This window comes from Pleionea sp. WD8-19, assembly GCF_055326765.1.
On record NZ_JBUZOU010000006.1, the window covers coordinates 182,409 to 194,464 of the forward strand.

The window sequence follows — 12,056 nt, forward strand, 5'->3', positions numbered from 1 at the left end:
AATTTGTCACGAAAATTTTCTATAAATAACGTCAATACTTTTTGAGGTTATTTATCATGAATATTGTTGCACAACCCGAAACTCAAAAACATTATCAGGAACTGGCAGAGCTTATGGGTATTAACCTTGAGCAATTAAAGTCATCCAGCAAAGAGCCTAAGTGGCGCAAACTTGAGATTATGCGTGAACTCAAAGTACTGGAATCGCACATGCTGGATTTACAATCATATACTCAATTTTCTAAACGCTAAGACTGCGCATTAAAATGACTACTCAACGTATTTCGATAAATTAACACCGTGTTGATGCGCCCAATGTTCAATCAGATAATATGAAATGGAGCTACTGCTCGACATTCTTAATTGATCCGACTCTAGCATTTCAATGATATTGTCCGGGCTAACCCAAATGCCTTCATCCAGCTCTTTATCGAGTGGGTTAAACGATTTTTTATCCGCCTCTGCGGTAAAACCAATCATAATGGAACAAGGAAATGGCCAAGGTTGTGAACCTAGGTATTGAATATTGTCCACGTTTAGTTGGCTTTCTTCCCAGACTTCGCGCTCAACGGCCTGTTCGAATGATTCTCCAGGCTCTACAAAACCGGCCAATACAGAATAAAGTTTTTCTGGCCAAGCAGCCTGGCGAGCTAATAATAATTCTGACTGATGAGTGACCGACACAATAATCGCCGGATCGGTTCTAGGAAAAACGGAGGTTTCACAGGCGGAACACAATCGTTCATGGCCACTTTTTTTAACTTGTGTTGGCTCGCCGCACTTTCCACAATAACTGTGATACCGATGCCAATAGAGCAGGGCTTTACCGTAAGCCAAAGTTGATGCGTAAGGTTCGGCTATCATAGGTAGTGCGGCTCGTAAATCCAGCCATTGCTGATGGAAGCTGGATTCAAAATCGGAAGCGTTTATTTTGGCACAAAACCAAGGCGTATTATTGGCATGGCCGAGGTAAATCCAGCTTTTTGAATTGGGCCGATCCTGGTGATGGATGGCGTTAACCGGATGAACGCCATCGTGTTGAAGCAAAGGTTGGTAACGTTCATTGAATATTATTAACTGAGCGTCCTGCTGCTCTTTCCATTGAGTAATTTGCTGGTACTGGTCTCGCAAATGCGCTTTTCTATTCAATGGTGAATAGGCAAATTTCCACACGATTATTCATCCTCAACTGCGTTAAATCTGCATCTTATTTGGCTCTTGAAGCAGAAGTATTGCTTAATTTTGGGCGCATCCTAACACACATATCACAGTGAAAATAGTCAATTTACAACCTTTTGTTACAAATGAACATTGATAAAAAAGTCAATAAAAACAATTAGGTATGGCTTTAATTTTAACTTTTAAATGCATGAAAAAATACGGTTGTTGTGTTTTGCTGTGATGGTGTTATAGTTACATACAACACCGGTTCGGTGGCACAGGCTCCCAATCACAGAGGAGTTGAATTTAACCAAAGGTGAATACGGTATGCAGACAAGTTGGAATGACAATCAACCGATATACCGCCAGCTACGAGACAAAGTGATCGCATCCATACTCGATAAAGAGTTGTTGGAAGGTGATGCACTCCCTTCGGTCAGACAGGTTTCTGCGGATTTTCAGTTAAATCCGATTACTGTCTCCAAGGCGTATCAAGAGTTGGTTGATGATGAAGTGGTCGAAAAAAGAAGAGGGGTCGGAATGTTTATTCAACAAGGCGCGAGAGAAAAATTACTCAGTAAAGAAAGGACTCAGTTTTTGACCGAAGAGTGGCCGGTCATTATTGAAAAAATTAATCGATTGGGGTTGAAAGCTTCGGATTTATTTTCTGAACAAGCCAAGCCGGTTCAAGGAGAAAAATCATGAGTTGTATTGTCACTGCTAAGGGATTGAAAAAATCTTATGGCAGCTTCGATGCTTTAAGAGAAGTGGATTTTACCATCGATAGAGGCCGTATTGTTGGTTTAATCGGTCCTAACGGAGCCGGAAAAACAACCGCACTAAAAGCTATATTAGGGTTAACAACCTTCGAAGGTCATTTGGATGTATTTGGCCTGGATCCAAAAAAAGAGCGACACAAGTTAATGCAAAGAGTTTGCTTTATTGCCGACGTTGCTGTGCTACCAAAATGGTTAAAAGTAGAGCAGGCTTTGGAATTTGTAGCGGGTGTGCATCCAAAGTTTGATCGTCAAAAAGCAGAAGGATTTTTACAAAAAACTAAGATCAAAATGCAAAGTAAAGTTGGTCATTTATCTAAAGGCATGGTCACTCAACTGCATTTAGCTTTGGTATTGGCAATTGACGTTGAGCTTTTGGTGTTAGATGAGCCGACATTGGGGCTCGATATTCTTTACCGAAAAGAATTTTACAACGAACTGTTATCGGAATTTTTCGATGAACAAAGAAGTATCATTGTTACCACTCACCAAGTTGAAGAAGTGGAAAATTTATTGACGGATTTGATGTTCATCAAAGACGGAAAAATCATTCTGGATTCGACGATGGACGAAGTCAGCGAACGCTTTATTGAAGTGATGGTAGCCAGCGAAAATGCAGAAAAAGCAAAGCAACTTAAACCTATAGCAGAGCGAGAAGTTTTCGGACGGAAAGTATTTTTGTTCGATGGCGTGACTCACGATATCGCATCTACGTTAGGCGATACTCACAGACCCAGCGTATCTGATTTGTTTGTTGCCAAAATGAAGGAGGCGACGTTATGAATTTAACAACCTTTAAAACGCTCGTGTTACGAGAATACTGGGAAAACAAAAGTCTGTCATTGGCACCGGCAATAGTGGGTACCATTGTGCTGTTGTCTTTATTAATTTTACTGATCACTGGACAGAGCTTTATTAGTACTCATGGTTTTCAAAGCGATATTAATATTAATATTTCTAAGCTTAATGAATTAGAACTTACTGATTTACCTAAAGCCATTATTGCATTTCAGTTTGGACTGTTTGCTCCCCTTTGCGTTGGCTTAATGTTTGTACTTTTCTTTTATAGCTTAGGGAGTCTGTATAACGAACGACGTGATCGTAGCATACTGTTTTGGAAATCAATGCCAGTATCGGATACACAAACCGTGCTTTCTAAGGTGTTCTCGGCGTTCGTAACCGCCCCTGTATTATCGGCCATTATAGCTGTCATTGTGCAAATTATTGGGCTTATTCTGGTAACTCTGTTTGTTTGGTTTAATGGTGAGTCGGCCTGGGCGTTGGTTTGGTCTCAATCGTCGCTGTTTAAAGTTATTTTTAATGATTTCGCTATTTTACTGATGTTGGGTTTGTGGATGGCACCGATACTGGGATGGTTATGGATGGTGTCAGCATTTGCAAAACGAGCTGCGTTTCTGATTGCTGTGTTTGTTCCGCTCGGCATTATTATGGTTGAAGGTATGATTTTCCACTCTTCAAAGTTTGGTGAAATGATTGGCAATCATTTTTCGAAAGTCGAACTGATTGTTGATGGTACTGTTCATCATGGGCACCCATTTGTCATTATGCAAAATCCAGGATTCTGGGTTGGAACATTGATCTGTGCCGTGTTTGTTGGAGCAGCGATATACATTCGCCGCTATCGAGACGACAGTTATTAATTTGAATTGAAATAAGTTGAAAGCTATTTAACGAAAATAAGGGCGTGATTTTCACGCCCGATATTCAGCAGGAGAAGTGTTATGAAACAAGTAAGAAAATGGACTGACCGCGTAAGTTTGGCGATTTTTGTTATAAGCTCTGTTTATGTCTTGAGTAATATTAAACAATATCCTGAACTGGCTCACGTGGAATCAACCGGCGATTTAATCAGCAGCATGGTTTGCCTGATATTGGGGCTTTAAATCAGCCCCAACTCCAGTAAGAACGCATGCATTCGTTGTGCAAATATCGCATAACCCGCTGCGTTTAAATGGATGGCATCGGATTTGTAGTCTTGATCCGATAGTAATTCACTCAGTTCATCTTCAAATAAAGGAATATTGAGTTGTTCCGCAACTTGCTGATAAATATTTGAGTCACCCAAAAAGATACTCGGTTCCGGGACGGCGACTAAAACAACAATAATGTTCCTTTCCTGCATTGTTTTAATTAAAGATTTTAAATTTTCTGTAATGTCAGTCTTACGTTTTTTCCGTAAAAAATCATTACCACCCAGACAAAGAATAACCATAGCAGGTTGATGTTCATTTAACGTAGAGTTGAGTCGGTTTAGTCCGTCTTCCGTAGTATTTCCTGGAACGCCAGCATTAATCACCTCTCGATGAATGAGCGTTTGTAAAATTGCTGGATAGCTTTGCTCAGGTTTTGCACCGGTTCCGAACGTTAAACTATCACCAAAAGCGAGTATTTTTGCATCGTAACTCAGTGGGGTGTATTTGTACGTTTGTTCACAACCCAACGCGAAAAATAAAAGGAAAATTACGGGTATGAGTTGCTTTGCGTGTTTATGTTTCATTTATTGATCGGCTTTTAACTGTGCAATCACAAAAGGAGCGACCACAACAGTCCACAATAGAGTCTCGGACTGACAATTCATTTTGACCCATTCGATATCCGGCTTAATGAGCTCACCTGATTGAAGCAAGCTTTCAATTTCTTTTGATTGATCGAGTGAGAATTGGCAAGCGATCTCAATTAAGTCTTGATTGGTATTAGCAATTATCAACTGTCCCCGCGCAAAAAAGACCTCCAGCTCTTTCCAGCTGGCGATCGCTGTTTCGGCGTTCAGCTTTGCCTTCAGGAGGTCTAAATCTTGTTTCGAAGCTTGGTGCTCTGAACGGTGCTGTTGACTCATCGGTTTTCCTGTCTTTGTCTAAATTAAGCAAATAATAAGCATGAAAATTGCCATTTGAGATTGTTGAGTGGCCTTAACTTTGTAAATGCACATCATAGAGTAGGGTGTTGGATGCTATGAAAGACTCACGTTTGGCTGCTCAGACGGTGCTTTTCATGGAACTATTTGTTAATTTTAACATTTTTCTTTTTGGTGTTCATGAATTATGGGTTTTCTACCAAGTGATTGAGGCTTGAGAAAACTTCGGAAAATGAAAGCCAATGGCTTGATCGGATTTAGTGCATATTAATGTCGCAACAGTTAGCGATATTGATAATAATGATGACGAAAAGTGATAGGCAAACAGCATTGAAACGATGCTGCGTTCGAACGGTTGACGTTTTAATAACGTGTTAATAATAAAGGGATTTATTAATTGTTGTTACCTGAAAGTTGGTGTAATCTTCTAGATAATGGAAACCACATAATGAGGTGAACCATGAACACTGTTATTCGCTCCTCCATGCGCCAACTGCGTAACTCGCTGGTCGTAGTTCTGCTTTTCAGCTGCACAACGGCTTTTTCTGAAATAACATCACAAATTGAAGTGACGTATATTGAACCGCATAAGTTTATCGACATTGAAGAGTCTGATATGTCGCGTAAACGCTCGGCAGAAAAGTTTACTCAATCAATGGATAAGTTTTTTAACACCGAAGCCAGTGCCTTATTGAAGCCTGGCTATCGATTAAAACTTGAGATTCTGGATGTCGATAGGGCTGGGGAAATTCGTTACAACATGGCGCCGGCGCATCGTGATGTGCGCGTTTTGCGAGATATTGAACGAGTACGCATTAAGTTTAATTTCCGTCTCATTGACGAGAACCAAAAAGTCGTTAAAGAGGGAGAGCTAAATTTAAGTGAGTTTTATCAGATCGGTGGTATCGAATCCCGAAAATCCGACAAAGAACACCTTTATTTTGAGAAGAAGTTGTTAAAAGATTGGCTTTCTTCTTTGCAGAAGTGATTTTCGGTTATCAGAGTAGGGCTTTTGGCTCTACTCCGATAAAAAAGTTTCCCAAACACTGATCCTGAGCTAATTTTAAACTAAGGCGTATTGTTGTCGCTAACTTTGACGTAAAGGGGAAGGGGAGTTATGGCATCTAACGACATCATTTTTCTGCTGCAAGACTTTGAGCAAAAGCTGGCAAATCTGGAGTCGGATGACCCACAAGTTGCTAAAGATTTGCGAGCTGCCAGACACCAAATTCGAGACTTGCTTTCAAACCCGGATAGCGTGCCTGAACCCGATGAGTTTTTGATGGATCAATTGGCTGGAGTTGCCGAGCACTTTGAAACTGAACATCCGGTACTTTCGGAATGGGTCAGTAAATTGAGTGACTTATTCAGCCGAATTGGAATATAGCTAAAGGTTATTTGTAGAGTTTAAGAAAGTTGAAGATAATTCTAGGCCATAATCAGCCGTTCAACGTATCGAATGACTTACATGCATACACAAACAGTTAACATTCATAAAGTTAGTGTGGTACCCGCACCCGCCTAGTGCGGGTATTTGTGTTGCTAAAGCAAAAGCCCGCAGACCCTAAATCTGCGGGCTTTTTTTATGCCGAGATGCCAAGGGTCTTAAAAAGAAACTGAGAGAGACCCAATGGAAACGAGCAAAGTATTGGTGGTCAAAATTGGCAGTGAACTCATGACGTCCATCGATTCAGTTGCCAATATTGCTAATCAAATCAACGAACTTATTCACTCTGGTTATCGTGTTGTCTTGATCAGCTCCGGCGCTGTTGCATTAGGTCGGGAGCGACTGAAAAAACAATACATAAGAGAAAAGCGAGCAAACCTTGAGTCGGAAAAACTAAATCCACTCATGGCGACCATTGGGCAGGACGAAGTGATTGCTCGGTGGAAAAAGTATTTAACTTTGCCGATTGGTCAGGTACTGATTGATCGCGAGCATTTGAGTCATCGACAGGCCTTTCTTAAAACGCACCAACTGATTTTGAACTTATTTCAACACGGCGTTATTCCTGTCATTAATGAAAACGATGCAATGAATGATGGTTTGCGAAAGTTAGGCAACAATGACTTTCTCGCGGCTTATATTGCCAATATGTTAGGCGCTCAATGGTTAATTTTGTTGACGCAAGTGGGCGCCATTTATCGTGATTTTCCGGTAAATAAACGTGCTATTCAACAGTGTTCTGTTTACGATGATTTTCTTGATTCAGTAACGCAAAATAGCGTTTCACATACCGGAACCGGTGGTATGAAAACGAAAATCGCCGCTGCGAGAATTGCCGCACAAAAAGGGATTCATACATTAATTTCCAATTCAGCGGGAGCATTATTGCAACAAATGACGGAAAACGCGTTGGGTGGAACACGTATTTACTCACAACAAAGTGGTTCCAAAAACATTCGTGTTTGGTTGCAGGAAACTTCACAAGCACGGGGGCAGCTATACATTGACGCCGGTGCAATTCATGCCATTACCGCGAAAGGCGCATCACTTTTATTACCGGGAATTCAATGTTTTGAAGGCGTTTTTAAGCATCGTGATGTGGTGGAAATATTAGACCGAGCGTCACATCGAGTGCTGGGTAAAGGGTTTATCCGTTGCAGCTCCAATGAGTTAAAAGAAATGCTCAATCAAGCTGTGCCTATCAAACGCACCGGATCCAACAAAGCAACGATCATCGTTCATCGAAATGAATTAGCACTTTCATCAGCGAGGGAAAACCATTATGAATGATCAACCATTATTCGCTCTAAAATCGGCAAGTGTTCAATTGAGGCAGACATCCACTCACGTAAAAAACTCTGTTTTACGTGAAGTGGCTTCCGCTTTGCTTCGAGATGAATCCGCGATACTTCAAGCCAATGAACAGGACATATTACAAGCGAGAGAGCGTCAGCTTTCTGAGAGCCAGATCGATCGATTGCTGCTTAATCACAACCGTTTACAAGCGATGGCTGAGGCTGTCTTGCAGGTTGCTGAATTAACGGATCCAGTCGGCGCAATCGTTGATAGCCACTCCAATAAAGGGTTAATGATCAAACGCGAGCGAACACCACTTGGTGTAATATTGATGATTTATGAATCAAGACCCAATGTCACCATCGATGCGGCTAGTTTGGCCTTCAAATCCGGTAATGCCATTTTATTACGTGGTGGTAGCGAGTCGCTAAATACCAACCGTGCGTTGATGGCGGTATGGAAAAACGTGTTGATTCAATATCAAGACCTAGCGCATGCCGTTACTATGGTATCGTCTCAGGCGCACCATGTCGTTGATCATTTGCTTAAGCAATCGGACTGGATTGATCTGGTTATCCCTAGAGGTGGGCCTAGGTTAATTGAGAGTGTGGTCGATAAAAGCCGCATACCTGTGTTGAAACATTATCAGGGTATTTGCCATTGCTTTATTGATGAATCTGCGGACTTGAAAAAAGCGATCAATATCATTTTCGACGGCAAATTATCGCGCCCAGGTGTATGCAATGCATTGGAGACCCTACTGGTGCATTCTGGAATCTCCGACCATTTTTGGTCGCAGTTGTTGGAAATGGCACAAGTACATCAACTTGAGTTAAGAACGTGTGGGTTGTCCTTAAACCGATTACCAGGATCGAAACTTGCGCAACAGGAAGATTTTGGACGAGAGTATTTATCCAAAATATTGGCCGTTAAACAAGTTGAGTCGATTGACTCTGCGATTCAGCACATCGCTCAGTTCGGCTCTCAACATACGGAAGTCATTGTTTCTGAAAACCAGCAAAACATTGATCAGTTTAAAAAAGCGGTAGACGCGTCTGTGATCATGGTGAATTGTTCTTCTCGCTTTTCTGATGGCGGGGAACTAGGACTTGGCGCAGAAATTGGTATTTCAACCACGAAACTGCACGCTTATGGTCCAATGGGGTTAGAGGCGTTAACAGTCCCTCGATTTATTGTTGTAGGGCAGGGAGAAGTGCGCCATCAACCGTATCTTTAGATATTGTGTAAGAATCATAAGCAGGCCCAGTAAACGATTCGAAATACTTTAAACTATCGTTAATGGTTGCTGAGCTTGCTAACGATCAATTAAGAGATACGTCACTTCTCTGTATATTCCACCACCGCTTTGCCGAAATCTTGCGCAAAAGCTTATAAAATCAACCGTTTCACCTCGGATCAGCGGCATTAGTCACTTGCGTAATCCTACATGTTTATGATGTCATTGGGGTTTGACAGATTCGTGTGATGCTGCATTGCAGCGTAATTTAGGGACTTTCCCGAATAATTCTCGGGATTAACGATAAAAACAGACAAGAAAGAGACAAAACATTATGGCCGCTCGAGGTTCATTTAATTCACGCTTAGGTTTTATTTTAGCTGCTGCTGGATCGGCAGTGGGTTTGGGCAATATCTGGAAGTTCCCCTTTGAAGTCGGCAATGGCGGTGGTGCGGCTTTCGTTGTTATCTATTTGGCTTTTTGTTTTATTCTTTGTTATCCCGTATTGGTTACCGAAATTGCCATTGGCCGAAAAACTCAGCGTAACCCGGTAGGTGCCTTTAAAGCACTTGGCTTTAAAAAGTGGGCCATCATCGGTTATATGGGCATTGCCAGTGGCGTTTTAATCCTTTCATTTTACAATGTGGTTGCCGCCTGGTCTTTTGGTTATGTGATTGAAATGCTTCAATCCAACTTTGGCATCGGTGCGCAATTTGGTGAGTTTATTACCGACTGGGTTAAAGTGGCGTTATACGCCGTTATTTTTATGAGTACCACGGCATTCATCGTTTCTAACGGCGTATCGGGCGGTATCGAGCGAGCCGCCAAACTGTTAATGCCTACGCTGATTATTATCATAATCGGATTGTTACTTTACGCATTAACGCTACCCAACGCTATGGAAGGTGTGAAGTTTTACCTGGTTCCTGATTTTTCTAAGTTAACAGGAGATGTTGTTTATTCTGCCTTAGGTCAAGCGTTTTTCTCTTTATCTCTGGGTATGGGGGCATTAATTACTTACGGAAGTTATGTGCCGAAAGATCAAAATATTGTAAGTGCAGGGGCGATGATCACGTTAGCCGATGTTGGCATTGCATTCATTGCCGGCTTTATGATGTTTCCTTTTGTATTCAGCCAAGGTATTGAGCCCAATGGTGGAGCGGGGCTTATCTTCGTAACATTGCCTGGTGTTTTTGAGTCGTTGGGCGCAACGGTTGGCGTCATTGTCGGTGTACTCTTTTTCTTGTTATTGACGTTTGCAGCTCTGACTTCGACGGTGTCGTTATTAGAGGTGCCTACGTCTTATATGGTTGATGAGCATGGTTTTGAACGCAAAAAAGTCGTTTGGGTTATCGCAACTGTTATATTTATCGTGGGAGTGCCCTCGATGTTATCCACAGGAACGGTTGACTGGCTGACTTCTTTTGTCACCATGCCCGGACATGACAGTGCAATTTCATTTATGGACTTTGTTGAGGATTTGGCAGCCGATTCATTTTTACCCGTAGGTGGCTTTTTAATTAGTGTGTTTGCGGCGTGGGTTTGGCGAAAAGAAAATCTCAACGAAGAGTTAGCCGCAGGTGATGAGGCGATTCGTGGTACAATATTGCAAAAATACATTGATTTTGCGATCAGTTATATTTGTCCACTCATGCTTGGTCTGATTGCGGTGGTTACAATTCTTGAGCGATTCTTTGGAATTGCATTAATCGGATAAAAACTACAATGAAAAAGGAAAAGAGCACATCACGTGCTCTTTTTCTATGGTTTGAATAAAAGCAGCAGGTGAATATGTCGCATACCAAGTCCCCATCGTTATTGGACGCTTTGATTCCGGTTTTCTTTTTAGTCGGACTTTTGGCTTTTTCTGTGTATCTGTATGGCTCCGACTCATCATATGGCGCGAATCAAATTGCTTTGATTTTAGCTGCGGGGTTGGCAGCGCTTATCGGTATTAAAAATGGCTATACCTGGAAAAATATAGAAGAAGGGATTGTTCAGGGTATTTCCAGCGCGCTAGGTGCAATTTTAATTTTGTTAGCGGTTGGGTCTTTAATTGGCACTTGGCTTTTGTCTGGCACTGTACCAACCATGATATATTTCGGATTGCAACTTATGCATCCTTCTGTATTTTATGTGGCAGCATGTATTATTTGTGCGCTGGTTTCAGTCAGTATTGGCAGTTCCTGGACAACCGCTGGAACCGTCGGTGTCGCGCTCATTGGTGTAGCGAATGGAATGGGTTTATCGGTAGAAATTACCGCTGGTGCAATCATATCTGGCGCCTATTTTGGCGATAAAATGTCACCTTTATCGGATACAACTAATTTGGCACCTGCAGTAGCGGGCACCGATTTGTTTACACACATTCGTCACATGACTTGGACCACCACGCCCAGTATCATAATCGCGGCGGTGGTTTTCCTGGTGATTGGAATTGTGCAATCTGGCAATGAGTCTGCTGTTGATCTGGAAAGTACGCTCAACGTTATTAACCAAAATTTTAATGTTACGGTGTGGACGTTAATTCCTTTGGTCGTTGTGTTTGCAATGGCGATTAAAAAATACCCTGCATTTCCAACGATAATGACCGGTGCGTTAGTGGGTGGTTTGTTTGCTTTCTTTTTACAACCGGAAGCCATAGAGCGGTTTATTGGAGAAACCGATCATCATGCATTCGTCGCAAAAGTCGATGCGGTATGGCGCGCCTTGTTCAGCGGTTTTCAGATAGATACCGGCAATGCAGCAGTCAACGATTTGTTAAATCGTGGTGGTATGTCGAGCATGTTAAACACCGTATGGCTCATTCTCTGCGCTCTTACTTTTGGTGCAGTTTTAGAGCGCACACAGTTACTGCAACGAATTGTACTTGCGGCATTACAGTTGGTTCATAATACTGGTTCGTTAATCGCGACCGTTGTATTAACCTGTATCGGCTGCAATATCATCGCCGCCGATCAATACATTGCCATAGTGTTGCCCGGACGTATGTATAAAGCAGAATTTAAACGCCGTGGGCTAGATTACAAAAACCTGTCTCGAACGTTGGAAGATTCCGCAACCATCACCTCACCATTAATCCCATGGAACACATGCGGAGCTTACATGGCTGGCACCTTAGGTGTAGCAACGTTGGCTTACTTGCCATTCTGTTTCTTCAATCTGCTTAATCCAATTATTTCCATTTTATATGGTTTGTACGAATTTAAAATTGAGCCGGTAAAAATTGAGAAAAATCAAGCGGCCGAAGTAAATGCTTAAGGGA

General features: G+C 41.9%; 14 protein-coding genes. 11 read left to right on the forward strand and 3 right to left on the reverse strand.

From position 1 onward, the window contains the following. The first annotated feature begins 56 nt into the window (after positions 1 to 56). Complete coding sequence (locus tag ACTUJY_RS09660) at positions 57 to 251, forward strand: hypothetical protein (protein WP_463615877.1); 195 nt, start codon at positions 57 to 59, stop codon at positions 249 to 251. Between the two features lie 18 nt (positions 252 to 269). Here ACTUJY_RS09660 and nudC read toward each other — a convergent pair whose 3' ends face one another. Next, complete coding sequence (gene nudC, locus ACTUJY_RS09665; RefSeq protein ID WP_463615878.1) at positions 270 to 1,172, reverse strand: NAD(+) diphosphatase; 903 nt, start codon at positions 1,170 to 1,172, stop codon at positions 270 to 272. 315 nt (positions 1,173 to 1,487) lie between these two features. Here nudC and ACTUJY_RS09670 point away from each other — a divergent pair, with 315 nt between their 5' ends. The 4 genes from ACTUJY_RS09670 (at position 1,488) to ACTUJY_RS09685 (ending at position 3,840) form a co-directional block, all read left to right on the forward strand. Further along, a complete protein-coding gene (locus ACTUJY_RS09670; RefSeq protein WP_463615879.1) occupies positions 1,488 to 1,865 on the forward strand; it encodes a GntR family transcriptional regulator in 378 nt (125 codons plus the stop codon). Then, on the forward strand, positions 1,862 to 2,719 hold the full coding sequence (locus ACTUJY_RS09675) for an ABC transporter ATP-binding protein (protein WP_463615880.1): 858 nt from the start codon (positions 1,862 to 1,864) through the stop codon (positions 2,717 to 2,719). The genes ACTUJY_RS09670 and ACTUJY_RS09675 overlap by 4 nt, the downstream gene beginning before the upstream one ends. Next, positions 2,716 to 3,597 (forward strand): hypothetical protein, encoded by an 882-nt coding sequence (locus tag ACTUJY_RS09680; protein WP_463615881.1) that lies wholly within the window; start codon positions 2,716 to 2,718, stop codon positions 3,595 to 3,597. The genes ACTUJY_RS09675 and ACTUJY_RS09680 overlap by 4 nt, the downstream gene beginning before the upstream one ends. Before the next feature lie 81 nt (positions 3,598 to 3,678). Continuing rightward, the gene (locus tag ACTUJY_RS09685) at positions 3,679 to 3,840 is read left to right on the forward strand and encodes a hypothetical protein (RefSeq protein ID WP_463615882.1); all 162 of its coding nucleotides are present in this window, start codon (positions 3,679 to 3,681) and stop codon (positions 3,838 to 3,840) included. Here the strand turns inward: ACTUJY_RS09685 and ACTUJY_RS09690 are convergent. Both ACTUJY_RS09690 and ACTUJY_RS09695 read right to left on the reverse strand, forming a co-directional pair. Beyond that, the gene (locus ACTUJY_RS09690; protein WP_463615883.1) at positions 3,837 to 4,454 is read right to left on the reverse strand and encodes an arylesterase; all 618 of its coding nucleotides are present in this window, start codon (positions 4,452 to 4,454) and stop codon (positions 3,837 to 3,839) included. The two genes, ACTUJY_RS09685 and ACTUJY_RS09690, sit on opposite strands and share 4 nt — an antisense overlap. Beyond that, a complete protein-coding gene (locus ACTUJY_RS09695) occupies positions 4,455 to 4,793 on the reverse strand; it encodes a DUF2288 family protein (protein WP_463615884.1) in 339 nt (112 codons plus the stop codon). A gap of 478 nt (positions 4,794 to 5,271) precedes the next feature. On the opposite strand from ACTUJY_RS09695, the gene ACTUJY_RS09700 reads away from it, so the two are divergent. The 6 genes from ACTUJY_RS09700 to nhaC all read left to right on the forward strand — a co-directional run bounded on the left by ACTUJY_RS09700 (position 5,272) and on the right by nhaC (position 12,052). Beyond that, positions 5,272 to 5,799 carry a DUF3016 domain-containing protein gene (locus tag ACTUJY_RS09700; protein WP_463615885.1) on the forward strand — a complete coding sequence of 176 codons (528 nt, stop codon included), beginning with the start codon at positions 5,272 to 5,274 and terminating at the stop codon, positions 5,797 to 5,799. A gap of 129 nt (positions 5,800 to 5,928) precedes the next feature. Next, positions 5,929 to 6,198 carry a DUF4404 family protein gene (locus ACTUJY_RS09705; RefSeq protein ID WP_463615886.1) on the forward strand — a complete coding sequence of 90 codons (270 nt, stop codon included), beginning with the start codon at positions 5,929 to 5,931 and terminating at the stop codon, positions 6,196 to 6,198. Between the two features lie 243 nt (positions 6,199 to 6,441). Beyond that, positions 6,442 to 7,548, forward strand: a complete 1,107-nt coding sequence (gene proB / locus ACTUJY_RS09710; RefSeq protein ID WP_463615887.1) for a glutamate 5-kinase — start codon at positions 6,442 to 6,444, stop codon at positions 7,546 to 7,548. Beyond that, entirely contained in the window at positions 7,541 to 8,791 is a 1,251-nt protein-coding gene (locus ACTUJY_RS09715) for a glutamate-5-semialdehyde dehydrogenase (protein ID WP_463615888.1), read from the forward strand. Before proB ends, ACTUJY_RS09715 begins: the two co-directional genes overlap by 8 nt. A gap of 334 nt (positions 8,792 to 9,125) precedes the next feature. Continuing rightward, positions 9,126 to 10,508, forward strand: coding sequence for a sodium-dependent transporter (locus tag ACTUJY_RS09720; protein WP_463615889.1), 1,383 nt, complete (start codon positions 9,126 to 9,128; stop codon positions 10,506 to 10,508). A gap of 74 nt (positions 10,509 to 10,582) precedes the next feature. Beyond that, positions 10,583 to 12,052 carry a Na+/H+ antiporter NhaC gene (gene nhaC / locus ACTUJY_RS09725; RefSeq protein ID WP_463615890.1) on the forward strand — a complete coding sequence of 490 codons (1,470 nt, stop codon included), beginning with the start codon at positions 10,583 to 10,585 and terminating at the stop codon, positions 12,050 to 12,052. Positions 12,053 to 12,056 lie beyond the last annotated feature (4 nt).